Consider the following 25,301-nt stretch of genomic DNA (forward strand, 5'->3'; position numbering starts at 1 on the left):
GTCGTGGCGCACCTGCAATTCGGCTATCCTTTTAGGCCATGCGGGGAACGTACCGGATTGGATTGTATTCAATTTTCAAAGATCCATTTTAGGGGAACGAACAAGTCCCTCTACTATTCATTTCATTTTCGAGGTAAAATCGGACCCTGAAATGATAATCTTCTAAAATTATTCAAGTCAAAGGGAGAAAAGGAGAAGGGAAAGGGGAAAGAAGCGCATTGAATCGCTCATATTATGGTTGTAGCTTTGAAATATAGTTTGTGACAGTTCAACAAACGGGCCAGATTGTTGAAAAAACTTTTTTCTCAGAAGAGCCATTATGTGCAACAAATTTTATTTACTGTATGATTGAATCAATTTCATAATTCTAAAGCCTTGATATGATTGGATATTCTAGGCATAGAAAAAGGAGTACCTCCCCAAATCTCGAATAGGTAAAGTGACCAAACCATACCAAAAGAGACGAGGTGAACTCCCTGTGCCATATATTGGACACGAGAGCTTGTTTACCCTGCAAGAACTTTATGAAATGGAACAAAAAGATCGTTTTCGAGCAATCTTCTCCACCGTCGATATCACTCCTGTTTTGCGTTTGGTTAGAAAGAAATCCCGTTTTGGCGCTCCAATTGAAGTCAACTATAGGGCGATGGTGTATTCATTGATCGTTAGGATCGTTGAACGCATCCCAACCATCAAGGATTTAATCAAGCGGCTTCAACATGACATCTTGTTTCGGCTTGATTGCGGGTTTATGCTCTCTGAAGCGATTCCCTCGGAAGCTACGTTTTCTCGGTTGGTTCGCAAGATAAGCCAAAGCAATGCAATGGAAGAAATCCAGGAACAACTTCTACAGCAAGCGATGGCGGAAGGATTCATAACCGACGATACGGTTGCGATTGACGCGACCCATATCGAAGCCCGGGATCAGGCGCCTGCAAAGCAAGAAAAGGAAAAAACTGAGCCGAAAAAGCGCGGCCGCAAATCGAAAGCCGAACGTGAAGCTTGGCTGAAACGAAAGCAAGAAGAAGAGGAACAAAAGCCAATCTTCGAGAAAGAGATTGCCGCGCAACTCAGCGAGCCATTCAAAGTTTTGCAAGATCAGATGCCCCTTGACCCGCAGTGGGGGGTCAAGAAAAACAGCGACGGAAAAAACGTCTTTTGGTACGGCTATAAAGGCCACCTTGCAGTAGGGACGCAGAGCCAATATATTCTTGGAGCGATGCTCTCTTCCGGTAATCTCAATGATGGCAAAGTCGCGATTCCACTATTAAAGGGCCTCGCTCATCGGTATCCCAATTATACATTTAGCTATGCGACGATGGACGCTGGGTATGATTACGAGCCGATATACAAACAAATTCGGAAAGCAAAAGCACACGCTATTATTGCTTACAACCGTCGACGTGAACCGGAACTGGAAGGGTTCGACGAACACTTTGCTCCAACTTGCGTAAGAGAGCATTCTTATCGTTACGACAGCTACGATCCGAAGTATGAGACGCTCAAATACGTTCGGCCGAAAGAATGCGAGAGTTGCCCATTACAGCATGATTCGCTTTGTCAGAAGGTCTACAAGATGAAAATCGCAACCGATCTTAGAAAGTATACAGCCCCGGCACGCGGCTCGAAGCTTTGGAAAGATATCGCGAAAAAACGGTCTGCAGTCGAAAGGGTTAATGCTTATCTAAAGGAATTCTTCCAGTTGAACAATGTGAGACATCGTACGGGTCATAAAGCGAAAGTTCACTTTAACTTGGTTGCGTTGGTTTACAATTGTACCAAACTGGTATGTGATCGTCTGAGCCTTCAATTGCAAGAACAAGCAGCATAAATTTCAAAAAACGTAACCACCTAAATTCGGCTAGTATGCGATTGTGTAACTATGCATTATGAAATTGATTAGATTGACTTTTTATTTTTCAAAGAGGATGATTAACGTTCTATAGGAATTCTAACGAGCAGCATAATTTAAGATCATGCGCGGTGAAAAATAAAGTAATGGCGAATTTATCGTGAGAAGTCTCTTGTTGTGTAAGTCTTATTTACTTGATAGCATTGGTCAAAGGCTGAATATTGAGCTCATAATCTACGGTAATCCGCATTTGTTCCCAATGGCGTAACCAATCTTCTTCATTGATAAGTTTTGAAAACGGAGTAAGGGTAAGAGTACCGATTTGTAGCGGATCCACTTTCCATTTTTGTAGGGTTTTAAGTAAATTCGTTGTCTGGTGTTCCAAAAATGATTCGATGTCATCATTTAGAACCAATAATTGATTTCGATCAAGTATATTTTTATTTCCTTGATATTCTTCAATTCTGCCCTTTAGTTTGACTTTAATTGTTATAGCAGTATGGTCCCGATTCAAATCGATGCGAATCTTGGATCGGACTTTACCAAGAGTAACCGATAATGACGGAATGGGCAGCACTTCCAGATAATGATTGTTACCAATAAGTTGAAATATTTGATCATTCATGTTCTGGATGGAGGCGATGAACTTATCGTCATGGAATAAAGCGGTTCCGTCATATGAGAAGTTTTCGCGATTTACTTTGAATACGGGTAGGATGGGATCAGAATAGGGTGAGTACAACATTTTCTTAAATTGATGAAGATTAACAATCGTTATTTGGCCTTGGTTTTCATAATGTTTAAACATGCGGTATAGAAAATAATCTATATCTTGTTGCTTAATAAGTTGATTTTTGATGTAATCGTCAACAGGGCCTTCCACTATTACGAGAAACAGACGTTGAGAGATATCAGGATCTATTAATACTGTGTTAATGAGTGATCGGATCCCTTTCTTAGCCAGCTTTTCATCGATTAACAACATGCGAAGCTGCCCCGATTTCAATTCACGGTAATAGGATAAATTAAATTTTTTTATGGTCTGCTTTAGTAAACTTACTTCTTGTATAAGCAGGCGCTTTTGTTCTTTAACAAGCGGAGGTGCCAGGGTACTAATTTTCAATTTTCCTTCTCCAGCTTCTTTTATAGACCAGAATATTACGGGTGCGAGCTCTTCGATCGTATTGTTTTCGATGAATGGGGAGCATCCGGAGAGCCATATGATGCTGCTTAATGTACCAACTAAAAAAAACTTGCTTAATCGCTTCATACCTAGAATTTCTCCTTTAATTTGGTTATCGCGAGAAGAAAGGCCGGAACGAACAAGTACGTGACCGCTCTTGACCAGATCTCAAGGTTCAGCCATAGAGTCTGCTCTTCCCCTGATTTCCAGAACCATTCATTTGCAATGACGGAACTTACCAAAATCACAATCCAACATGTCGTAAAGCCGAATCGAGTTGTCTGTTTATCCCGTGCTCCCAAGACAATTCGGACAGCTCCATAAAAATATAAAATGAAAATGGAGATCACAAAAACAAGGATAAACAAATGTATGGAGATCATAATCATATCAAATCGTTCCAAAAGTGGAAATTGCAGGTAACCGATCATATCAACCAGCGGAAATCTGGTTTTACTTAAGTAAGTGGAACCAAAAAACAACAACGCAGCGACGAACAAGAGCACATATTCTACCACCGAGATCGCATTCGCAATCGTCATATACTTGAGCATATTTTGTTGAGGTTTGAGCCAAGGAGCCAAAAATACCAAAAATTCGGGACCAGAAAGAGCTGACCAAACGAACAACAATTCCTTCCAAGGGTTGAACGACCCTTCGGTTGGAATCAAGGGATATAAATTATGCAGAGATGCGGTCTCTGGTAAGAAAAAAGGAAAAAAGACGATCAGCATCCAAATGGAACTTAAAAATACGATGACAACAAGAGAAACTGTTTTTTCTACTCCTTGGGCAGCTACGTAATAACAGATTAAAAAAATAAAAAGAATAAACCAACTGGAGTTCATCGAAGGAAGTATATATTGATGTACTACATTTCCAATTCCAAGTGTTAGGACAGTTATTTTGATTAGTATGATAAACAAGCCTAGAAAAGCCAAGAAACGAAGCATTCGTTTCCCAAAAAGTTGCACAAACCCTTGATAACCTCTTGACGCAGTATTGGAAGAAAACCATTTCGACAACAACAATAAATTGAGTTGCGATAAGATGCCTAAGGCCAAGATGCCCAAGATCATATAGGGATGTACTAAAAAGCTGGGCATGATTAATAAAAAGTAGAGTACTTGCACTCGATTTACTATAAAAACTACATAAACACCGCCAAACGTAGTGTTCTTATCATATAAAGCAAACGACGCCACCCGATCATCTCCCTTTTTTGTATCGAAATTTTTGTAGGGGACGTAAATATTCAGGACGAGTTTTCGTACTAGTCAGGGGTCCGCGTATGAAGAGATCAAGCCAGTCTCTCCAGTAGAATGGAGCTACAGGTGCAAGGTAAGGTTGTTGGAGTGAAGTAAGCTTATTTAGATGGGCGAGAATTATAATAACCCCGAGTATAATTCCTACTACCCCAAGAAGAGATGCAAGCACAAGAAAAAGAAATTGAATGAGCACGTTTGATTTGGTCATTAAATAATTCGGTACCAAAAAGAAGGCGATGGCGGAAACACCCACCAAAACAATTAATATTTTGCTGGCAAAGCCCGCTTCTACGGCAGCTTGTCCAATCACAATCCCGCCGATGACTCCTAAGGTTTGACTTGTTTTTGTGGGCATTCGCAAACTGGCTTCCTTTATGATTTCCATGATGATCAGCATCAATAAGGCTTCCCAGAAAGGAGTAAAGGGCAGTTTGCTTCTAGATTCCAATAGAACATAAAGCAGTTGCAAGGGAATCATCTGGTAATGGTGAACGGTTAGTGCTACATAAAGAGGGATCAATAATAAGGATATAATAAAGCTGCCATATCGAATTAAACGAAGAAAACTAGCAATCGGCCAGCGGAGAAAGTAATCCTCAGGGGATTGAAAAAGGTGGAAAAACGTAATGGGTGCAATTAAGGCAAAGGGAGTATTGTTCACTAACATTGTAATTTTACCTTCCCCCAAAGCATTAGCGCAGGCATCCGGGCGGTCCGTTTGTAGAAACTGTGGAAATACGCTATGCTGGTGATCTTCCATAAAAGCTGCCACTTGTGAGGAATCCAAAAACTGATCAAAATCAATTGCTGCTAATTTGCTTCTGGCAGTAGAAATAAATTCAGGATTGGTTAATCCTTCAATGTACATAATCACCACCGTTGTTTGACTTAAATAACCCACACTAAACTTTTCAGATTTGAGTTCAGTTAGCGGCAGTCGTCTGCGAAGCAGGGTGATATTCTGATCAATTTGTTCAGTAAAGCTGTCCTTGGAGCCATAAATGACGGTTTCCGTTCCGGAAGGTTGAACACTTCGGCTCAATGGATTTTCAAGTTGAATGGCCCTCCATTGTTTATTCATAGGATTGTTTAAAAGAACGGATCCATGCATCAATTGCTTTTGGGCTTCCTCTAATGTTGTGACATTAGAGATATGAGAGGCCGTAATGCATTCGGCTATTTTGTTAAAAAAACAGTGCTTTAACGGTTCAATAATCGATTCATTTAAACGCTCCTGATCAATTAACGTTTTTATATAAATGAGTTTAAAGGGTTCAGCTTCAGTGGTGTGGATTTCAACGATTACTGCATCATTCATGTTTTCCAAATTATATTTAAGAGCATCCAATGATATGGCAGTTTTTTGAGTGTGTTTGGAAGATTTACTTTGCTTAAGAAGATTTCCACTGTTTCCTTTTTTTTTAAACATAATGTCCCCTCACCTAGCGATGTTTAATATGTGTTGAAAAGTGTGCTGTTAGTATGCTTTGTTTTCTACATTCCATTCAAATATTTTATCAATAGCCATTTGAGGGGCTAAGGTAAACAAGTATCACAAATAGTGGTAAAGCGAAGGGGTGTGGATACAATAAGACAATAAAAATGACAGCTTGATGAATATTTATTTTCAGCGGAGCCACTGTGATAATTTCGTGAGTTAACGTTCTGCTAACGTATACTTATCTTGAATAAAGTATAAGTATTGATCTTCAGCAATCGGGCGCGATTGTTGTATACGGAAGGTGCTTTAAGGGGGGGAGTGATTCATATTGCATTTAATTTCAGAAGGTAGAAACTTCAGTATTTGAGCCTTTGATGCCATACAACTGTGAGTCTCGATTTGATGTTGAAGAGGAGTTAACAACCTATTTCGGAAGGAAAGTCGGAGTAGTATCCCCGATATATTCCAACCTGTAATAGACACCGATCCAGTCGACATCAAGTAGCTATTCAGGGCCAACAGTATGTGATCACGCCCAAGCACAGGGAAACGACATCTGATATCATAAAGACTTTTACTTGTTGACCTTTCTATCAACAAAAGATCAATCACATTAAAGATTTCTACGTCAGTCTTAATCGAACGTATTTCTTCACCTGCGGTAGTTTCCTTGAACCTTCTCACATCGCAAGTGCAAGGACTTTCTCGTTTGTAACGGAGAATATCGAGCAATGGATTTATCATGGTGGGGCAGTTTCGACGGCGAATACTGGAACGACTTAATATTAGATATAGAGCGGGAGAACCAGTTAGAGAAAGATGAAGAAACGCTAGATAAGCTATTTTGTGATCGAGTGAACATCCCTATTAATGTCATTGGTATCATGAACGTTCGTAACAGAGATCGAATTGACGAACTGATTAAAACTGCAAATAAGATGTGTAAGCTCGAAAATGCCTTGCTAGTATTCAAGACATACTCAACTGGTAAGAAGCAGATTGATGAAGTTCATGCTTACTTGATTAATAAGGATAAAATTGTTGAGTCGAAAAAAGCATTCGTATCCTCATTTACTTTTAATTGGGAGAACGGTCTACAATAATGGGGCAAGCAGGCGCGCTGCTTGATCGATTATACGCTGTGAACCGGAACGCTGCATCAATTCTTCCATGTGCAAAGGTACGGAATTAGTTAGATCATGCTCAAATTGTTCCGTGAGTTCCCGTGCCACATCAGCACTATACAAGATTTCACATACCTCGTAATTTAGGCGATAACTTCTTATATCATAGTTTGCGGAACCCACCTCTGAAATCTCCTCATCGATAACCATCAGTTTCGCGTGCAGCATCCCTTTGTCGTACTTGTAGATATGGACTCCGGCTTCTAGCAGTTCTCCGTAGTAGGTACGGCTTGCAGGTCCTACGATTCTGGGAATTACGTGGCGCGGAACCAGTAATCTTACACGCACACCACGTGCCACGGCTGTCTTTATTGCCATGATGATATCTGCATCAGGTACAAAGTAAGGGTTGGTAATGTCAATGGTCTGGGTCGCTTGTGTCAGGCAAATGAAGTAAGCCTCACGGATAACTTGAGTAGGAATTCCAGGATTACCTTCGAACGTTTGCACGTACGCTTCCTGTAACGCCGTTGATGTGCTCGGTACGTTGTCAGCTCCGGCGCGATCTATTGTGCTAAGTTCAGCACCCCATTCTGCCGACCAATCGGAAATAGTAGTAGCCTTACCGGATGGAGAAATGTTCTGCGATTCATGCCTTGAACCCTGAATGGATTCTCGCATATCATTTGTTTTAGTGCTTATCTTTGTTTTTTCCGGCGAAGCGATTTTCCAATGTTCATTAAAAACAACTTGCAAATCATTTGCAGCTTCACCTACAATTCGCATATGGGTATCGCGCCAGAACCCTATGTTCGGCTTCAATCCAGTATACTCATCCCCGATATTAATCCCACCTGTAAAAGCTTCCTTTCCGTCGATCACAACAATCTTACAATGATCCCGGTAAGTCAAAGTGGACAGAATCCAAGGGAAGCGCAATGGAAATATCGTTCGACATTTAATTCCGGCATCGGTCATCCGATTGATCTGTGATCGCGGAAATTTTCGGCTCCCCCAACCGTCTCTCATAAAGCGAATCCGTACACCGACATCTGCCTGTTCAATCAGCAAGTCCGTAATGCGCCTTCCAATTTGGTCATCCTTGTATACGTAGTATTCAAGATCAATTGTCTCTTGGGCGTTACGCAAAGATTCAATGAGTTTTTCGTATGTTTCAATTCCGTTCGTAAGCATTTGGACATGTCCTACCCGTAGCCCCTGCACAGTCAAATGCCGCAATGAGTGAGCAATAACCGAGGCAGAACGACTGAATGAATCAGGCAACGTATCTCCCTCATTTTGTGGAGAAGTTAGTCTTCTTCGAGGAATACGCACTGGATTCGAAGTCATGAGATACAATACGAAACCGATAATAGGTAAAATGAGCCCTATGGCTAACCAATTTAAAGCCTTTGCCGGCAGACGAACCTCACGAACCGCTACAATTAACATAAAGACTGTATTCACTATGCACAGCCCAAGAATCCACATAAAAATGAACCCCTCCTTTGTATTATCAGTTAAGATGTGCATTCTGATACGTGCTTATTCGCTTCAAAATTCAAGTATTGATTCTTAATGAGAGGAACTCCCCCTAATGTATATCCTTTTATTCATTCTCCCATAATTAATAAAAAGACTCGAAAAAGTACGATTGGGAGGGAAATATCTTGGAAGATATTCATATTGGTTTACTGACGATCAAAGTCGTTGTAGGTTTTTTTACCTTATTTTTTATCATTCTAGTAACAGGCAGGACATCCATCTTACAGTTAACCCCATTTCACTTAGTTTTTGTGTTAGTGCTAGGGGATTTATTAGGAAGTACCATTTATGAAAATCAGATGGGGATTTTTCATTTTTTATATGCTGTCGGATTGTGGACGCTTCTTATGATGGGTGTAGAGTTTCTAACCTTGAAAATGAAATCGACACGTTCCCTATTGGTAGGCAATCCTGCGATTATCATTCGCGATGGGATCATTGACCGAAAGACAGCTCAAAAGAACAAATTGGATGTAAATCAAATATTGAGTATACTACGACAAAGAAATGTTTTTTCAGTACGTGAAGTCAAATACGGTATATTGGAACCTAATGGTCAAATAAGTACATTACTAAAGTCCAAGTATCAAAAACCAGCCAAGCAAGATCTCAATCTGCCAGAAAGCCTAGTTGACCTCCCAATTAGCTTGATTATAGATGGCGAAGTCTTGTGGGATAATTTAAACGAACGTGGGTTTGACCAACAATGGTTAGAAAATGAATTAACTGCTAATGGGTTTAACGATAAAACCGAGATATTCTACGCCGATTGGCAAGACAGTGAAGGCATTCATATAATCCCTAAACTATAAAACTTGATTGTCATTTTACTAATTGAATCATATTTATCGAAAGCTGTGTGTCTTTGATTCTTTAAAATATCTCAAGATAAACTGAAAGAATTTTAAATGCAGAGTTGTAGCAAATAAGTAAAACGAAAATGAATAAAGCATTGTCCAGCCGTTAAACTTGAAGACATTAAGAATAACGGCTAACCATTCAAAGCCAACGGATAGAAGGGACCACATCATTACATAAGCTGTAAAATATAATCCGGTTGGATTGAATTTGTCATATAAATATACGGACAATAGAGCGTAAGGGGTGTACATAAAATACGTGATTACATCAAACAATTCATATTTCTTAAGATCATTGATATCATACAAATCCAAGGGCGGGGTTGCGATGGTATGATCCATCATAATAGCAACAGTAACGGTGAATAAGATAACCAACACAGATATTACATGAGGATATCTTTTGGGGACAAATAATAGCCATGAATATCCCAATACACTATTGAGAATGATGAACCACTCGTTTTGATCAAATTTATCAGGTAAAGGCAACATTTAGCCCATCTCTTTTCTCAGTAATTTCCGAAACCAGAGCCACGAATAATTGACCAGCAAGAAGATGATAAGCCACTCCGCAAAGGACCACCAAAGTTTCCAATGCCTGAAGGTATAGATATTTAGAGCATTGGCAAGATATTCGATGCCAACAAGAATCGAAATGCCCACTGGTAGCCAAGTCCACTTTTTATATTGATGTCCACCTTCCAAGCTACGATCCATATACCAGATAATGAGCACTGGGATTAGGAACACCCTCATAAGTGCCATAGTCCAATAATGAGTTGGATGATCGCCAAAATCAAACATTCCCATATTTAATGCGAAGATCGTCATGAAATTATGATGGATAATATTAACAACCATTCAAATAAAGATCATTTCGAAAAGATGGACATTTTTCTTAGACACCCATAGGAGATATACATTACTACAGTTATCGAAAAGAATATTGAGAATGCCATAAGAACCTCCAATAATGCACTTTCTAACTTCAATTATTACCCTAGAAAAAATAAATAAACACTTTAATGTATCACCGTTATTGATCGAAGAAACGTTTAATAACCAACCGATAACAAACATTATATATAGATATTTTCTTTCAGCACTCTTAACAACGTCTAATAAAATTCATTATGGAAAAATGAGAATTATGAGGTTGTGTGTATATGTATAAAAAACATGAACGAAAATTAATTTGGCTCGCTTTTGTTGTAGCAGCGATTATGCTCATTTCTATACTTGACAGAATTTTTGATGGGTAAAAGGGAGGAGAGTCGGATTTGACAAATGAGGACGCATTAATTTATAGCAGGTTTGACAGAGCTTACTTTTCATTCCATATTATTTACGCTACGCTCGGCGTAGGAGTACCGCTCTTGATTATGATTGCTCAATGGGTTGGAATCAAGAAAAATGATGAACATTAGATTTTACTGGCTAAATGTTGGACACGCGGATTTGTCATCACTGTTGCTGTAGGTGTTGTGACTGGAACGGTAATTGGTCTCCAACTTTCATTACTTTGGCCAAACTTTATGGAGCTTGCTGGAAATGTAATTGCACTTCCACTCTTCATGGAAACGTTCACCTTCTTCTTTGAGGCTATATTTTTTGGAAATATTTATATACATGGGATCGTTTTGATAATCCTCGTAAACATTTGTTGCTTTTGGTTCCAGTAGCCATTGGAGCCTCATTTTCTGCTGTATTTATTACAATGGTCAATGCGTTTATGAATGTACCACAAGGCTTTGACCTTGTAAACGGAGAGCTTGTGAATGTGAATCCACTAATGAATTGATCCAGTCCAATGACCTCTGCTGTCGGATCACCGTGTGCTAGAATACTTAGTGCATTAGGGATTTTGATTGCATATTTTACATCACCATCTTCAAGCAAACCGTACATAAGAAGATGAAATACCTCCGCTTTATATTCATTACTTATTTGACATCATGATCACCATCGGAATGTGGATGATTTTCTTATCCTTTATATTTTGGATAGGAGCAAAATGTAGCTGGTCTATAGTGAATACAAAAGGATTCCTCTGGCTCATCGTTTTAGGGGGTCTTCTCTCTATCATCGCCATCGAAGCAGGCTGGTGGATGGCTGAAGTTGGTCGACAACCCTGGGTGCTACGCGGTATTTTGCGAACAGCTGATGCTGCAACTTCCAGTGAGCAAGTGGATGAAATGCTTTTACTTTTTTCGGGGCTATACCTGATTCTAGGCATCGGAACCATTGTTGTTCTATGCCGGATGTTTAGAAAAAATCCTGTTGAACAAGAGCTTGAAGATCGTGAAGCTGATAAAGGCGGTGAAATAACATGAGTTTTGACTAATATTTTTCGCACCTTTCATCATGTTAATTACATCGATAGCCATTGCATTCTGGGTAGCGTTAAAAGATGGACATATGAAAAAAGATGAAATGGAATGATTCAAGTTGCTGGAACAAGCTACAATTTAATAAGTGGTTTTCTTCAGAAGCCATTGCAATTGCTTTCGTTTCATGAATTGTACCATTCGGAACTATGCACCATGGTCACACCCATGGTCACAGAATACATCAAAACACAGAAAAACCCGAGTAGGCTTGACAGCAGTAGCTTCTCGGGTAAAGTTGATCACGTGAGGATACTCGGGCTCCTCCCTGGCAGTGTTGAGGTAAAGGGGGCGATTCCCCTTGCTCCCATAAGAAGTTGGGGGAAAATGGAAGAGGTGCCGTCAGATTGTTGCCAAAGCCCCGAAAATCGGGGCCTTATTCTTCAGTTTATGGAACAACCGCGCAAAAAACTAAACAGATCGCTAAAAGGGGCAGGAGTTCATGTGTATCGACAGCCATGTTGACCATGAGTTTACGTTTACCCCTTCTTTTTCTATCTATCTTACGTGTAATACCGAAGAGGAAATCGACTTTATGATAAAATGATGCAAAATGGCACAGCACTCATGCCTATAGGTAACTATGGATTCAACAAAAAATTCGGATGGCTGGTTGATCAGTTTGGCATATCCTGGAAGTTGGACTTACCAGAGTAATCTGGTTGCAAATGGAGTGTGAGGTACTTCACAATCGGGCGCGATAATAGAACAACACTAATTAGAAAATGATCAAACTTTATTTCAGCTATAACGGTCCTGCCCAAAAAGCAGCCTTTTAGCGCAGCGCAGTATCCATAATTTTATCTGAAAGGCTACTTTTTCTGGACAGCCCACCTCCTTCGAAGATCAGTCAGTGTTCAAAAGATGAGGTCGCCCATACAACACTTGTTTGTCCATATCAAACAAATTCCGATAAACGACTTGCCCACGAGTAGATGAGGCATCCACGACTTTTCCATCTCCCGCATAAACACCGACATGGGTAATATCCATGAATCTGCCATTCTGTTCATAACTCCAAAATACAAGGTCGCCCGGAACAAGATCCGCCGCGTTTACGACTAGCCCGTTTTCTACGCTATACCTGGCTTGCTCTGCTGCGGTTCGTGGCAAGTGGATGCCTAATTGACGATACACCCACTGAACGAGATAGCTGCAATCGGTATAATCATCCTGTCCAGCTTTCGGCTGACTGTAGGGGTCGCCCAAACGAGTCAATGCCAACTTGACCGCTTCACTTCCGTGTTCGCCAACAGGCAAGTCACGAATAACCAATTCAAGCTGATCGCTTGTTAAACCGATATCGATATTCTTGCCCAATAAAGCGAACATAAGCGGGCGAAACTCAGCTGATAGCATTTCTTTCATCAAATCGATCTGCTCATCGGTAAAATCGTATTCATTCGCTTGCTGCTCTGCGGTTCTGCTAGTGACAGTGATATGCAAGATATGCTCATAACGGATTGTTGTCTCCTCGCTAGTATTTCCGTCTTCATGTGTAACTGTCACCGTTTCCTGATGCTCGATCGTCTCTACCTGAGATTCAACTTGATTCATCTCCCAAAATACGGAGTGGATCATCTCGGTTCTTGTTGCATCGAGCGTGGCAACATCCATGCCGTTCTCCTCATCCAAGACAGTCTTGACAGCGAAAATGGCGATCACATCCGCCCAGTTGTCTATACGTGTATTGTCTGCGCTACCGGGGTAATTCAACTCTATCCGGTCAATGACGCCAGCCGACTGTCGGATATCCTCTAGTCTCATCGCCAATTCCTCATCTAACTCTTTCACGATATGAGATAGCGGTTGCACATCAGTACCCTTATTTTCACCTGACACAAAAATTCCAAAGGGAGAAGAAGTGATGGCTACTATTGCCATGACCATGCACAACAGAATAATGACCACACTACTGCTTCCTAGTAGCACAGCCAATCCTTTCACAAGCAACGCACTAGCTTTCGCGACCATCTGAACGAGGCGAATTTGTAATCTCATAGTCGCGCGTGTCATCTGCACTGACCGGCGCGCCGCTATCGCCATTTGCGCTGCTTGTTGTGCAGTTTTCACCGCCAATCGTTTCCCTTCGGTTTGAGCATCCGACCGCTCATTCGTCTGTTTGGGTTGCAGCCCTGTCCGCATCACGCGGGACACTCTTTTGAGCATTTGCCGTTTTTGCTTAATCGCGGGTTTGATCTGTCTGGATGTTGCGGGCACCACGGGCGACTTCCTACCTTTGAATGGCTGCGGTTTTAAGCTTGCTGGTGGGATCGTTTGATGGGATTTGCCACGTATATGTTCAGCGGCGGAAGGGGGAGTGGTCTGCATCCCCTTCTTCCCGGCTGGTACTTGACGATGAATCCCAGAATTCACCCTTCGATTCAACGTTTTATTCGTTGAAGGGGAGTGCGGATGAGTATGCGGTTGAAGCCGGGCATGAACCCGGCCTTGTATCCAGCGCTGTTTGTCTGATTGCTGAGCCATTGGCAGCCGATATCGACCGTTAATGGGCTTATGTAATCGAAATGAGTGAACAACTGCACGAGGTGCAACCGTCCTACCATCTTTTTTCGTCCGCTTGTTTAACTGCCGCCTCAACCATCTTTTTCCGATATATGCGCCTATTTCCATCTGAGCGCGAACCGTTGTATTTGCTGTTACTATGGAACGCTGTTCGGCATAAGCTGTGGTTGAACTAGCAGTATGCTCATTATCACCACCTTCCCGTTTGTCGCGAATTGTGGCATGTTTCTTTATTGCTGCATGCTTGGCTCGTTCCAGCACATGCGCAGCACGGTCAAGCTGTTTTATACTTTTTCCCTTCGGCCTCGTTTTAATTTCTTTCATTGTATGATTTCACCCCCAAGAACGGCTAACGGATCGATTCTGTCCGCCTAAACACTTGTGCTCGACCGCGACAATACTCTGGGTAGCGAAGGCGAATTGCTTCAAAGAAATAAGGGGCATAGTTACAGTCAAATAATTCATGAGGCATGGAGTAACGTTCCCCGTTGGGTTCGCTCCAGCCGTTCCACAGGTTAAAAGCAAGCCGGCTTACGCGCGCAGAACTACCAGTCTGCCAAGCCGCCGACAATCCCTCGGGTTTTATCCCTCCATTTAAAAAGTCAAACAAGTCACGGATATGCTTTCTTGTGTCGCTAGCAATGCCCAATGTGTAAAATAATGCGCGATGGTAACTGTCATTACATTTCCTCTCGTTCAACATCTGGTGATAGAATTGTTCGTGTTCATTATCACGAAATCGAATCATTTGCATTGTTCCAACTCCTCTCGTAGAGAACGAGCGGCTGGCATAGCCAACCGCTTATTCTCAAAGTCTTCTACTATCTGTTCATTTTCGCGAAAAAATCGGACCTTCAGTTAAAAATCTATTACATATTTTTGAGAAACTGTTCCATTTGCTTCAGTCCTTTGGTAATCGATTTGCGTATGGCTCGTTCGTCTACATGCTCGGCGTGAGCAATCGCGACTTTGCTCATCCCAAGAAAATAATGCGCATAAATACGCTGAGCAGATTTTTCTGACAACTGGCATAATGCTTCATAAAGCTGTTGCTGAGAGAGTTTACGTTCATAGTATTCCTCCGGAGAAATCGAACGAAAAAGGACATCTTGCTCAATACCATCATTTCGATCAAGAGAGTAGTACGCCCGATAACGATACGTACGTAATCTGTATGCGTTTTCAATTAAGTCGAATTGATGCATTTCCTCAGCCACTTCATCCTCTACTTCCACCCATACATCCGTTTTCCAAAAAGGATATATGTCTTTCAAATTGATTTTTTTCATATTCGTCCCTCCATTTTGGTTTGTTTGATCAACCAAAACAGAGGGGGAGAACGACAACGTACGCTTCCTAATAAGCAAGAAAGACAACAAAAAGGACCTCGCCGCAGAGCGTGCCTACGCTCAATTACGACCAGGTCCATTAGTAAGACTTGATTCCGTTTATACCGATGAATCGTTCGCCTCTTGCTGTTACGTGATATAGGGACGCATCAACATCAACCTCATTTCTCACTTGGCAACACCTTGCGAGAATTTATGAGTGCCTGTTGATGGTAGGCGCTGCCCTATGTTTAGTCCAACTCCTTTGCTTCTGGAATATAGCCGACGATTTGTGTATCAGCGACAAAATAAAAAAAACGCCGTGATTCTTTCCCACTGGGTTATCAGGGGAAAAACGGCGCTTGACGATGGGTGATCCAACCTTCATGATGCTTTAGGCTGCACAGCCTGTTCACACTACTAGCGTAGCATAAAACATGTGCATGTTGCGTGCTAACTTCATGCATATTCAATGCAGATTCAGTGCGATGTTCAGTGCATGATCGGTGCATATTTACTTTCAATTCCGGCGCTCTCTTCGGGAGGGTTACTTATTTTTGTCTCCATTTCAATAAATGCTCAATATGCTGCATAAGAAAATCCAAATCTTCTGCGGAACACTGTTGAAGCATCTGGCTGATCCGAGATGATAGCGCTGGCTTCGCAGCATCCTCGAAAGCGAATAACTGCGACATATCCATACGCAATCCAATAGCCATTTTATGAATGTTATCTAATGAAACATTTTTCAGCCCACGTTCAACTTGTCCAATATAATTAGGATGAAGGTCTGCGCGCTCTGCCAGTTGCTCCTGTGTCCATCCAAATTGTTCCCGCAGTGTGCGAATCCGCTGACCTAACAATTTCCGAATTGAATTCAATAACTCCACCACCTTATTCTTTCAGCATATAAGGTGGCGAAAACCAAATGAACAGTCGGTAGATTCAGTATTAACAGAACCCATGGTGTGTGTTATAATTATTATAGCTACACCGAACCTGTTGTTGAGACATTAATCGAATTTAATGGAATTAGACAGGTGAAATAAAAATAGATTATCATAAAGCAAAGACAAAAAAAAGAAGATGCGCAAATGCATCTCCTGAAGTTGATCAGTCTTCGTGAAACGAATCCAAATCCAACAAGATCGTTCTATCTTTGATTTTCGTATAGATTTTGTCCAAAGATCGCTTCCTAAGATAGAAATATGCGCGGCGAGAAAGGGCTAGGCGGCTCATGGCTTCTGTAGGTGCCATTTGATCTATATAACGCAATTGAATGAACATGCCTTCTTCCGGGGTGAGAGCCGAGAAAGCATAGTCAATAAGACCGATTCTAGATAGCAACAACGGGATTTCATGTTCGGTAATTTCGATTCGTCGTATAACCATACGCAATACCGTTTCCTGTTTTCTACCGTTGTTATGAGCCGCAACTACCTGCAACGTGCGTGTCAACTCGGGGATGTAGGATTGTTCTGATTGCACGTACTTCAATCTCGCCTTCCAGTCCTTGTAGGACTTCAGCCATAATTCTACTTTCTCATAAGGAACGGGGATTGGTTCGACGTCTTCATTATCCCATTCTTGCTGTACGTGCTGGCTACCGTGCATTCTTCGGCCAGTCTGCTTGTCATTCGTCATTAAAATACACTGTTCACACTCCGTTTCCATCGTCATCGTCCTTTCTCCTAGAAAAGTATAATCGGCGATGCTTCTAAAATGCACTTTCTACAACTCAACCTCTTCTGTGGTTCCCACCTCCCATACACCAGATAAAATTCTCCTATCTCCATCCGTCTATATCCACCATTCTACCTATGATGCGACAAAAAAAGGAGGGCGATTTTTTCATCACACCTGAAAAGTTATCAATGTCGAAGTATCCCGAAATTGCCCGAATTTTCGACACCTTACTAGGTATTAATATTATCCTGCTGATCGTATAAACCTCTATGTTTTGCTTTTTCCGCTGCTTCACGAATAGAATGGGTATCGAATTTGCGTATGATGTTACGAACGTGCGTCTTCATTGTGTTAGATGTGATCCCGAGCAACTCTCTGATTATCGACTGTTTATAACCCCAACCAATTAACTTTAAGATTTCTTTTTCAGTAGGGGTTAACATTCGTTGCAATTCCTTGCGCTTAACGTGCTCCATTTCATGAAGGATGATGGCAGCAACGTCGGAATGAAGAGAAGATTGCCCCTGATACGCTTCTCTGACAGCGCTTATGATGTCCCTATAGTTGTTTTTGGTCACATAATTGACCCCCCCGGCCAGCATTGCGTCCACGACGATCTCAGGTTCATGAAGCGAAGTCAGGATAATAATGGGTAACGGTTTGATCTTCACTACTTCAGTAATGGTGTTCAGCCCATCCTGTTGCGATGGAAGTAATGCCAGGTCAAGTATCATGACGTCTACATCCAATTGCAGACAAGCCCGAACAGCCGACTCTTTGTTTGTTGCAACATGGGCTACATTCATATCCGGTTCTGCATCGATCATCGTCGCCAATCGTTGCTGCCAGACGGGATCACTATCCACCAGCAAGACTTGTATCCTGCCTTCCATCCGACCAATTACTCCCACAACCTCCAGAGCATACCTTAAGCGATCCTTCAATAGCTTTCACCTCACATTCATCAAGTGACAAAGACAAAAAGACACGCACCCTCATCAAGGTCGTGTCTCTTCCTGACAGTAAATTAAAGAGGGTAACCCGGCGGTCATTGCACTCCTGCAGAAGACCCGTGGCTTTGCGTCCCAGTCTTTCGATCTGGTTTGCCATTTTCCTATTTTAATAGAGTATTTTTACGCACCTTCCTCCATCAAGCCAATCGCCATATTTCTTTCCTTTAACCTAGCATTATATGAGGAAAAGTAAGCATCTTTACGGACGTTGGTTCCAAATTGAGTACAGCGGACTGTTCTTACCACTTATGCAGTTTTTTGTACCAACCTTTGCATGCAAATGTACCAACGTTTGCGGACGACTTTACCAATAAAGAGTGGGAAAGGCTTTATGATTAATAAGAAACAGCCCTAGGCTAAGGCTGTTATCTCTTTCGAAAAACTCAAGGTTATTTAACGACAATCACTGGACACTTTACTCTCTTCATAACTTTATGGCTCACACTTCCTAAAACAAACTCCTGAAAAGTATTTAACCCGCGGCTTCCTATAACCACTAAATCCACTTTTTCACTGTTTGCATATTCGACAATCGTCGGACCTGGATCGCCTGTAAGAAATGTTGTTTTATGATTCACGTTCTTAGCGGATAGTATTTCCCTATGGGGAATTAACTTTTGGTCTCTCTTTGTCTGTAGTTCTTCATGACTTTGGGAATGAAGAACTTCATTCTTTATTTTAGACATATCCGCAACATAAAGAACTTCTACAACTGATCCTGGAATCAATGAGGCTATGGTTGCAGCTTCCTTAGCAGCACGAATGGAATATTCAGATCCATCTGCGGCTAGCACAATGCGTTGATACATGGTTCATCCCTCCTTCTAATGAGCTTTTAATGAAGCTTTCTCTTCATTGTAAACAGCTAATTGATCAATGATTTTTTTACTTGGCCCGTTTAGTCCCCTAATTCTGACCTGATTATCGTTTTCTCGAAACTTCATCACCACTTTATCAACTGCTCCTACACCAGAATCGTCCCAAATGTGTGCGTTAGTGAAGTCAATCATGATATGGGTATACGAAACATCGTAGTCAAAGGAAGCAATAAACCCTTCTACAGAAGCGAAAAATAATTGACCAGAAACCTCATAAGAGTCTCCTTTACTAGTCTTCCGTTTCTTAACGTTCAGTTTTGAAATTTTGGCTACAAAAAATATTGCACTTAGAATAACACCGGCAATTACTCCTTTCGAAAGGTCATGCGTGTATACCACAACACCTACTGTAGTCAGCATAACAAGTGAATCAGTCTTCGGGGCTTTACGCAAATAAGAGAAGGATGACCAATCAAAGGTTCCAATCGATACCATAATCATAATGCCTACCAGTACAGGCATCGGGATCTGTACAACTACCCCGCCCAAAACAAGAATTAGAAACATTAAAAACATTCCAGCAACTAAAGTCGATAGCCTTCCCCGACCTCCCGATTTAACGTTGATGACCGACTGTCCGATCATCGCGCATCCAGCCATTCCACCAAAAAATCCGGTGATAACATTGGCAATTCCTTGACCTCTAGACTCTCGATTTTTATCACTTTCCGTTTTCGTCATATCATCTACGATTGAAGAAGTGAGTAGCGACTCCAACAGCCCGACAATAGCCAAGGCAATCGAGTAAGGAAAAATGATCCTTAAAGTTTCAAAGTTAAGAGGTATATCTGGAATAAAGAATGTAGGAAGCGTTTGTGTGATGGCCCCTAAATCGCCAACGGTTCCTAAATTGAAATCACCCCATATGGCAGCCGCTGTTAGCACAATAATAGCAATAAGGGGTGCGGGTATAGCCTTGAAAAATCTAGGTAATACATATACAATGATCAAGGTAATCGCTACAAAAACATAGGTCGATGTTGAAATCCCAAAAAAATGCGGAACTTGTGCCATGAATATCAGAACAGCGAGCGCGTTAACAAAACCGATCATGACAGCTCTGGGGATAAATTTCATGACTTTGGCAATTTTAAATACACCGAAAATGAATTGAATGATTCCAGTAAGAATCGTCGCAGCCAATAAATATTGAAGTCCATGTTCTTTAACTAACGGAACCATCAGCAAAGCCATGGCACCGGTAGCAGCGGAAATCATACCAGGACGTCCACCAACAAATGCAATAATGACTGCAATAGAGAAAGATGCATATAAACCAACCATCGGATCGACCCCGGCAATGATGGAAAAGGCGATCGCTTCGGGAATGAGTGCCAAGGCGACAACAATGCCTGCCAGTACATCACCCCTTATATTCGAGAACCATTCCCTCTTTATTGTTCCAACCACGTGTTACTCCACTCCCACTATAAAGTAATGTTTTCTTCTGTTTCCTCACTCATTCTTAGATTTCCAACATTGACAGCTTGAGGGGTACTGATGGAGAATGTAGCCCATAGACTGATTTCCTGTAAGAGTGTATGCAGGAACAGAGCTTAGGATCGTCTTGCTTCCAAAACTGTGGATATATGGTTATGATCGCACAGTGGATCTCCACGTCTGCCCTTGGGGTTTACCCTCCCATGTCACGCTGGGTCTATGCCCTTACATTCCTTCGTTCTACCTCTCAAGGGGTGGATGCCGATTCTTGCTCCTTTACTGGGTCGTTGCCCTTATGGAATATTAATCTTCGGCTGCTCCGGTGCTTCTGTTGTCATTGTTATCCACTTGTGAATAAGGAGAATCAGTAGTTGTTCATGCCCTGATTATTTAAGCAGCACTTTGTTGTAGCTGGACTTTCCGAACCGGGCCCAATACATCGTTTGCGTCATAATCCTTCTGTTTTGTCCCCAATGTATGGAGGACGCGAATTAGTTTTCCACAAAGCGCAATCAAGGATTGCTTCTTCTTCAACGGATTGTCTTGGCGTGTTGTGAAATATTTATGCAGTGCCTTGAACTCCTCGTTATGAGCCACAAGCGGCAGCATACAGCGGAACAGCAACGCCCTTAGACGCGAACGCCCTCGCTTCGTAATTCCGGTCTTACCTTTCCGCTTGCCAGAGCTGTTTTCCTTCAGGTTCAGCCCCGCCAGGCGGATGATTTGCTGCCCATGGTCGTAGCCGCTCAGATCGCCTACCTCGGCAAGAAAACCGGCAATGGTAACAACCCCAACTCCTGGTACCGTCAGCATCTGAGTCGTCCCCGGGATTCGTTCGAGGACGAGCATTGCTTCCCCCATGATCGTTTCGACTTGTTTGGCATACAGGTCGTACTGCTCCAACAGGGACTCAAGTTCAATGCGGGCTGCTGAGAGCCCCTCGGTAAGCCCGATTGATTCTGTTGCAGTGGCGTAGAGCTTCTCCGCCCGCTTGATGCCCACTCCGCGCCCGACTTCCGTCTTCCAGTGTGTGAGAATGCCCCTGGCGCCTGTAGAGACGATCTCCTCTGGCGTTGGAAACTGACGCATTGTCATGAGCGATGCTTTGCCTTCCCAATCCTTGAACACCACTGAGTACTCCGGAAAGTAACGGTCAAACCAATGGCTAATCCGAGCCTTCACTTGGTTGGAATTCACGACGACCTTTTCTCGAAGATTCATGAGGATGCGCAATTCCGCAAATTCCTTTGTCGGCAGATTCGGTTCCGAGTACTTCCCGTTGCGAATCAGGTCCGCAATGACCTTAGCGTCCTTGTAATCGCTTTTGGTCGGCGAGTTATCTTCAAGCTCTTTTGTCTTGCTCACGTGATGCGGATTGACGACGGCGATCGTAATGCCTTGTTCTTTCAGGAATGCAGCTAACGGAAACCAGTAGTGTCCAGTTGGTTCGATGCCGAATACAATTTCTGTTTTGCCGTGAACCTGCTCAAGCTCCTTCATCCACGATGCCAGTTTCGTTAATCCCTCTTGATCGTTTTGGAACACGCAATCCTTTCCAAGTTCGATGCCGCGAAAGTCGACGGCACGGGCTACATGGGTCTTCTTGGCGATATCCGCCCCGACGACTAGTGTTGAATCGGTAATTCGTGTAATTCGTTGATTCTGCTTTTGTTTCAGCTTATACTTCATGTAGAGCGTCCTCCTTCAATTAGGGCAGTGAATGGCCACCATTCCGAGACCCAGCATACAGGAGGCGCTTTTTCTTTTCAAAGGGCAAATTACTTCATTACAGGAATGGCTCCTTATCTATATTTTATGATGACTTTTAACTCTCATAAAAGTCAGGTTCCGTATTTAGACGACTTACCCATTTTATCACCAAAAGGACCAAAAGGGAACCCTTTTGGTCCTTTTGGATATGTTATAATTAAAAAAAGGTTTAGTAAGGAGAAAATATTATGATAATCGGCTATGTGAGGCCAAATGAAGAAGATTTAGGTTGTGAAATCCAGTTGGAGATATTAAATAATCTTGGCTATGATCGTCTGTACAGAGAAGAACATTCGTCACCCAAAAAAAGGATGGCTTTAAAAAAACTATTATCCGAACTTCAACCCAGAGACACTATTGCGGTAGCTAAGTTATTCTCTTTTGCTGACTCCACACGCCATCTTGCAGAACTACTGGATCAGCTGCACAAAAAAAAGGCTTATTTACTTTCGATTAGCGAGGGGATCAATACCAATCCGGTATCGGAATGCAATCAATCATTCCATGAAATTGTGAGTGTTTTATTGAACTTTCAAAGCGACCTTATTAGCGAAAATACTAAAAAAGGCTTATACGAAGCCATACAAAAAGGAAAAAAACTAGGTCGCCCACGAAAAGCAGATGAAAACGTAAAACGTGCGATAACCATGTACCAAAGTCAACAATTCAGCCTTGCCCAAATCAAAGAAGAAACCGGAATTAGCAAAACCACACTATACCGATATTTAGAAAGCTAAAGATATTTGTCAGCACTTGTAATAGATACTGACATCCATGATCAACATTTGAGTTTACGAACTATCTAGAAAATTACATCATACCGACCATAACTGTTATAGCGGTTGACTTTTTTGTGAAAATAGCCGAAAATCTAGCTTATATAATTAAATAATTATATAAGCATTAACATATAATAAGGAGGTTGGGAAAATGAATCCTGTGCGCATTTATTTCTTATGTATTCAAAATCGTTGCAGAAGCCAGATTGCTGAAGCATTCGCGAAACATTACGGTGGTAATAAAGTAATAGTCGAAAGCGCTGGTCTTGAAGAATCCGATATTCACCCGTTAACCATTCAGGTCATGCGTGAGATTGGCATTGATGTGTCAACTCATTATTCCAAAAAGTTAGACATGAAAACATTCATGAATTCCAACATCGTTGTCAAGCTTTGCGAACAACTTAATGAACGTTGTCCTATCGTGCCCTTCGGTATCAGGAATGTGGAATGGAACATCTCCGATCCTTTAAGTGAAGATTTGATTGAGTCTGTTAGAGCGGCAAGGGATGAAATTGAAGAGAAGGTCAAAGAATTATTGGAAAACTTATCGTATGCGTAAATGAAATGAAAGGAGTACCGAATAGTGGAACAAATCGAAGCATTTGCCGATTTATTTAAGTTGCTGGGAGATAAGAATAGACTATCTATCGTGGCTAGTTTGAAAGAAAGGGAGCTTTGTGTGTGTGAGCTTGTTGAGCTTGTGCAAACGAGTCAACCTAACATTAGTCAACATCTTCGCAAGCTGAAGGATGCGGGGTTACTAAAAGAGACAAAAAAAGGGCAATGGAATTATTATTCGTTAAATATCGATGATAAGCCTTCTGTACAATCAATTCTAACTTTACTTCCATCACAAAAGAAAAAGCTATTAACATTAACCCCGGTAAATTGTAACTAATGGAGGTCTTTATGATCTGGATTGCATCAGCTATTTTTATTCTAACTTTAATTTTTGTGATTTGGCAGCCGAAAGGCTTAAATATTGGTTGGTCTGCGAGCGCAGGAGCCGTTTTAGCCCTTGTTTTTCAAGTCGTCAGCTTAAATGATGTCGTAGCAGTAACGGATATCGTTTGGAATGCGACCTTGGCCTTTGTCGCCATTATCTTGATTTCGTTGATCTTGGATGACATCGGCTTCTTTGAGTGGTCTGCTCTGCACATGGCTCGCTTTGCCAAAGGTAACGGAAAATTGATGTTTGTTTACGTGGTGCTACTTGGCGCAGCCGTAGCCGCATTCTTCGCAAATGACGGAGCTGCTTTAATCTTAACACCCATTGTTCTAGCCATGGTCAGGGCGTTAAAACTTCCTGATGCCATGATTCTACCGTTTATCATGGCAAGTGGATTTATTGCGGACACGGCATCTTTACCGCTTATAGTGAGTAACTTGGTGAATATCGTATCGGCTGATTACTTTGGCATTAACTTTCTTGAATATGCAAGCCGCATGATTGTGCCGAGCCTATTCTCTCTGGGTGCAAGCTTGCTAGTGCTTTACTTGTACTTTAGGAAAAACATCCCTGCCACATACGATATGGGTGAGCTGAAAAAACCTGCGGATGCGATTAAGGATAAAAGAATGTTTAAGCTGTCTTGGTATTTGCTAACCATATTATTGGTAGCGTACATCGTCAGCGGTATCATTCATATCCCTGTCTCGATTATTGCTGGAGCTATAGCGATTATTTTTATTCTCTTTGCTCAACAAAGCAAAGCCATCGAAACAAAAAAAATTATCAAAGGTGCCCCTTGGAATGTGGTCGTGTTCTCCATTGGGATGTATGTGGTGGTGTATGGACTCCGTAACGTGGGATTGACAGATATGTTGGGAGATCTAATCCAAACGATGGCGGATCAAGGATTGTTCGTTGCCACTGTCGGTATGGGGTTCTTAGCGGCAATTCTTTCATCTATAATGAACAATATGCCGACCGTCATGATTGATGCCCTTGCTATCGATGGTACTCAGACGACTGGGGTCATCCGCGAAGCTCTAATCTATGCTAATGTGATCGGTTCTGATTTAGGACCGAAAATCACGCCGATTGGTTCTCTCGCCACGTTATTGTGGCTTCATGTGTTAGCGCAAAAAAACGTGAAAATCACTTGGGGGTACTACTTTAAGGTCGGTATTGTCTTAACGATACCTACGCTGTTTATTACCCTTGTTGGTTTGTATGTATGGCTTATGATTATTACTTAAGGAGAGAGATGAA

23 protein-coding genes, 2 pseudogenes and 1 riboswitch are annotated in these 25,301 nt (G+C 41.8%); of the genes and pseudogenes, 10 read left to right on the forward strand and 15 right to left on the reverse strand.

Annotated features, from left to right (window positions below):
* Positions 1-478 precede the first annotated feature (478 nt).
* Positions 479-1,831 carry an IS1182 family transposase gene (locus CA598_RS11825; RefSeq protein WP_373455821.1) on the forward strand — a complete coding sequence of 451 codons (1,353 nt, stop codon included), beginning with the start codon at positions 479-481 and terminating at the stop codon, positions 1,829-1,831.
* Positions 1,832-2,042: 211 nt separating this feature from the next.
* On the opposite strand, the gene CA598_RS11830 is transcribed toward CA598_RS11825, so the two are convergent.
* Genes CA598_RS11830 through CA598_RS11840 form a run of 3 tightly spaced genes read right to left on the reverse strand, consistent with a single transcriptional unit; the run spans position 2,043 to position 5,732 of the window.
* Positions 2,043-3,122 carry a Ger(x)C family spore germination protein gene (locus tag CA598_RS11830; RefSeq protein WP_094876601.1) on the reverse strand — a complete coding sequence of 360 codons (1,080 nt, stop codon included), beginning with the start codon at positions 3,120-3,122 and terminating at the stop codon, positions 2,043-2,045.
* A gap of 2 nt (positions 3,123-3,124) precedes the next feature.
* Entirely contained in the window at positions 3,125-4,240 is a 1,116-nt protein-coding gene (locus tag CA598_RS11835; RefSeq protein ID WP_094876602.1) for a GerAB/ArcD/ProY family transporter, read from the reverse strand.
* 4 nt (positions 4,241-4,244) lie between these two features.
* Positions 4,245-5,732 carry a spore germination protein gene (locus CA598_RS11840; protein ID WP_094876603.1) on the reverse strand — a complete coding sequence of 496 codons (1,488 nt, stop codon included), beginning with the start codon at positions 5,730-5,732 and terminating at the stop codon, positions 4,245-4,247.
* Positions 5,733-6,475: 743 nt separating this feature from the next.
* Between CA598_RS11840 and CA598_RS11845 the strand changes: the two genes are divergently transcribed.
* On the forward strand, positions 6,476-6,847 hold the full coding sequence (locus tag CA598_RS11845; RefSeq protein WP_094876604.1) for a hypothetical protein: 372 nt from the start codon (positions 6,476-6,478) through the stop codon (positions 6,845-6,847).
* Here CA598_RS11845 and CA598_RS11850 read toward each other — a convergent pair.
* On the reverse strand, positions 6,839-8,359 hold the full coding sequence (locus tag CA598_RS11850; protein ID WP_094876605.1) for a phospholipase D-like domain-containing protein: 1,521 nt from the start codon (positions 8,357-8,359) through the stop codon (positions 6,839-6,841). The genes CA598_RS11845 and CA598_RS11850 overlap by 9 nt on opposite strands.
* A 179-nt stretch (positions 8,360-8,538) precedes the next feature.
* Here CA598_RS11850 and CA598_RS11855 point away from each other — a divergent pair, with 179 nt between their 5' ends.
* The gene (locus CA598_RS11855; RefSeq protein ID WP_094876606.1) at positions 8,539-9,225 is read left to right on the forward strand and encodes a DUF421 domain-containing protein; all 687 of its coding nucleotides are present in this window, start codon (positions 8,539-8,541) and stop codon (positions 9,223-9,225) included.
* A gap of 33 nt (positions 9,226-9,258) precedes the next feature.
* Here CA598_RS11855 and CA598_RS11860 read toward each other — a convergent pair whose 3' ends face one another.
* Complete coding sequence (locus CA598_RS11860) at positions 9,259-9,768, reverse strand: hypothetical protein (RefSeq protein ID WP_094876607.1); 510 nt, start codon at positions 9,766-9,768, stop codon at positions 9,259-9,261.
* Positions 9,769-10,137, reverse strand: coding sequence for a hypothetical protein (locus CA598_RS11865; protein ID WP_094876608.1), 369 nt, complete (start codon positions 10,135-10,137; stop codon positions 9,769-9,771). It lies immediately after the preceding gene.
* A 419-nt stretch (positions 10,138-10,556) separates the two neighbouring features.
* On the opposite strand from CA598_RS11865, the pseudogene CA598_RS11870 reads away from it, so the two are divergent.
* From CA598_RS11870 to CA598_RS11880, 3 genes and pseudogenes are all read left to right on the forward strand, one after another.
* Positions 10,557-11,609: pseudogene (locus tag CA598_RS11870) on the forward strand (cytochrome ubiquinol oxidase subunit I).
* A gap of 10 nt (positions 11,610-11,619) precedes the next feature.
* Positions 11,620-11,718 (forward strand): cytochrome bd oxidase small subunit CydS family protein, encoded by a 99-nt coding sequence (cydS, locus tag CA598_RS33490; RefSeq protein WP_373455822.1) that lies wholly within the window; start codon positions 11,620-11,622, stop codon positions 11,716-11,718.
* Between the two features lie 372 nt (positions 11,719-12,090).
* Positions 12,091-12,320 (forward strand): annotated as a pseudogene (locus CA598_RS11880) (VOC family protein); the annotation flags it as partial.
* A gap of 189 nt (positions 12,321-12,509) precedes the next feature.
* Here CA598_RS11880 and CA598_RS32710 read toward each other — a convergent pair.
* The 9 genes from CA598_RS32710 to CA598_RS11925 all read right to left on the reverse strand — a co-directional run bounded on the left by CA598_RS32710 (position 12,510) and on the right by CA598_RS11925 (position 22,223).
* Complete coding sequence (locus CA598_RS32710) at positions 12,510-14,513, reverse strand: C40 family peptidase (RefSeq protein ID WP_218832594.1); 2,004 nt, start codon at positions 14,511-14,513, stop codon at positions 12,510-12,512.
* A 25-nt stretch (positions 14,514-14,538) separates the two neighbouring features.
* Positions 14,539-14,943, reverse strand: a complete 405-nt coding sequence (locus CA598_RS11890) for a DUF6075 family protein (RefSeq protein ID WP_094876610.1) — start codon at positions 14,941-14,943, stop codon at positions 14,539-14,541.
* Between the two features lie 115 nt (positions 14,944-15,058).
* Entirely contained in the window at positions 15,059-15,478 is a 420-nt protein-coding gene (locus CA598_RS11895) for a sigma-70 RNA polymerase sigma factor region 4 domain-containing protein (protein WP_094876611.1), read from the reverse strand.
* Positions 15,479-16,068: 590 nt separating this feature from the next.
* Positions 16,069-16,398 carry a helix-turn-helix domain-containing protein gene (locus tag CA598_RS11900; protein WP_179283650.1) on the reverse strand — a complete coding sequence of 110 codons (330 nt, stop codon included), beginning with the start codon at positions 16,396-16,398 and terminating at the stop codon, positions 16,069-16,071.
* 232 nt (positions 16,399-16,630) lie between these two features.
* The gene (locus tag CA598_RS11905; protein ID WP_143812406.1) at positions 16,631-17,191 is read right to left on the reverse strand and encodes a hypothetical protein; all 561 of its coding nucleotides are present in this window, start codon (positions 17,189-17,191) and stop codon (positions 16,631-16,633) included.
* 242 nt (positions 17,192-17,433) lie between these two features.
* A complete protein-coding gene (locus CA598_RS11910; RefSeq protein ID WP_094876614.1) occupies positions 17,434-18,147 on the reverse strand; it encodes a response regulator in 714 nt (237 codons plus the stop codon).
* Between the two features lie 88 nt (positions 18,148-18,235).
* Positions 18,236-18,321: riboswitch (cyclic di-GMP riboswitch) on the reverse strand.
* 284 nt (positions 18,322-18,605) lie between these two features.
* The gene (locus CA598_RS11915; protein WP_094876615.1) at positions 18,606-19,025 is read right to left on the reverse strand and encodes a universal stress protein; all 420 of its coding nucleotides are present in this window, start codon (positions 19,023-19,025) and stop codon (positions 18,606-18,608) included.
* Between the two features lie 15 nt (positions 19,026-19,040).
* Positions 19,041-20,504, reverse strand: coding sequence for a SulP family inorganic anion transporter (locus CA598_RS11920; RefSeq protein ID WP_094876616.1), 1,464 nt, complete (start codon positions 20,502-20,504; stop codon positions 19,041-19,043).
* A 420-nt stretch (positions 20,505-20,924) separates the two neighbouring features.
* On the reverse strand, positions 20,925-22,223 hold the full coding sequence (locus CA598_RS11925; protein WP_094876617.1) for an IS110 family RNA-guided transposase: 1,299 nt from the start codon (positions 22,221-22,223) through the stop codon (positions 20,925-20,927).
* Positions 22,224-22,492: 269 nt separating this feature from the next.
* Between CA598_RS11925 and CA598_RS11930 the strand changes: the two genes are divergently transcribed.
* The 4 genes from CA598_RS11930 (at position 22,493) to CA598_RS11945 (ending at position 25,288) form a co-directional block, all read left to right on the forward strand.
* Positions 22,493-23,041, forward strand: coding sequence for a recombinase family protein (locus CA598_RS11930; protein ID WP_094876618.1), 549 nt, complete (start codon positions 22,493-22,495; stop codon positions 23,039-23,041).
* Between the two features lie 193 nt (positions 23,042-23,234).
* Complete coding sequence (locus tag CA598_RS11935; protein WP_094876619.1) at positions 23,235-23,645, forward strand: arsenate reductase ArsC; 411 nt, start codon at positions 23,235-23,237, stop codon at positions 23,643-23,645.
* A 24-nt stretch (positions 23,646-23,669) separates the two neighbouring features.
* Complete coding sequence (locus CA598_RS11940) at positions 23,670-23,984, forward strand: ArsR/SmtB family transcription factor (protein ID WP_094876620.1); 315 nt, start codon at positions 23,670-23,672, stop codon at positions 23,982-23,984.
* A gap of 11 nt (positions 23,985-23,995) precedes the next feature.
* Positions 23,996-25,288, forward strand: coding sequence for an arsenic transporter (locus tag CA598_RS11945; RefSeq protein ID WP_094876621.1), 1,293 nt, complete (start codon positions 23,996-23,998; stop codon positions 25,286-25,288).
* Positions 25,289-25,301 lie beyond the last annotated feature (13 nt).

This window comes from Paenibacillus sp. VTT E-133291 (genome assembly GCF_002264395.1).
In the GTDB taxonomy this organism is placed as follows: domain Bacteria; phylum Bacillota; class Bacilli; order Paenibacillales; family Paenibacillaceae; genus Paenibacillus_AQ; species Paenibacillus_AQ nitricinens.

Bases quoted from the DNA above. Each gene is read 5' to 3' on its own strand.
- CA598_RS11860 (WP_094876607.1), bottom strand. From the start codon at position 9,768: ATGTTGCCTTTACCTGATAAATTTGATCAAAACGAGTGGTTCATCATT.
- CA598_RS11935 (WP_094876619.1), top strand. From the start codon at position 23,235: ATGAATCCTGTGCGCATTTATTTCTTATGTATTCAAAATCGTTGCAGA.
- CA598_RS11830 (WP_094876601.1), bottom strand. From the start codon at position 3,122: ATGAAGCGATTAAGCAAGTTTTTTTTAGTTGGTACATTAAGCAGCATC.
- CA598_RS11905 (WP_143812406.1), bottom strand. From the start codon at position 17,191: ATGGAAACGGAGTGTGAACAGTGTATTTTAATGACGAATGACAAGCAG.
- CA598_RS11915 (WP_094876615.1), bottom strand. From the start codon at position 19,025: ATGTATCAACGCATTGTGCTAGCCGCAGATGGATCTGAATATTCCATT.
- CA598_RS11930 (WP_094876618.1), top strand. From the start codon at position 22,493: ATGATAATCGGCTATGTGAGGCCAAATGAAGAAGATTTAGGTTGTGAA.
- CA598_RS11895 (WP_094876611.1), bottom strand. From the start codon at position 15,478: ATGAAAAAAATCAATTTGAAAGACATATATCCTTTTTGGAAAACGGAT.
- CA598_RS32710 (WP_218832594.1), bottom strand. From the start codon at position 14,513: ATGAAAGAAATTAAAACGAGGCCGAAGGGAAAAAGTATAAAACAGCTT.
- CA598_RS11865 (WP_094876608.1), bottom strand. From the start codon at position 10,137: ATGGTTGTTAATATTATCCATCATAATTTCATGACGATCTTCGCATTA.
- CA598_RS11850 (WP_094876605.1), bottom strand. From the start codon at position 8,359: ATGTGGATTCTTGGGCTGTGCATAGTGAATACAGTCTTTATGTTAATT.
- CA598_RS11845 (WP_094876604.1), top strand. From the start codon at position 6,476: ATGGATTTATCATGGTGGGGCAGTTTCGACGGCGAATACTGGAACGAC.
- CA598_RS11840 (WP_094876603.1), bottom strand. From the start codon at position 5,732: ATGTTTAAAAAAAAAGGAAACAGTGGAAATCTTCTTAAGCAAAGTAAA.
- CA598_RS11945 (WP_094876621.1), top strand. From the start codon at position 23,996: ATGATCTGGATTGCATCAGCTATTTTTATTCTAACTTTAATTTTTGTG.
- CA598_RS11890 (WP_094876610.1), bottom strand. From the start codon at position 14,943: ATGCAAATGATTCGATTTCGTGATAATGAACACGAACAATTCTATCAC.
- CA598_RS11925 (WP_094876617.1), bottom strand. From the start codon at position 22,223: ATGAAGTATAAGCTGAAACAAAAGCAGAATCAACGAATTACACGAATT.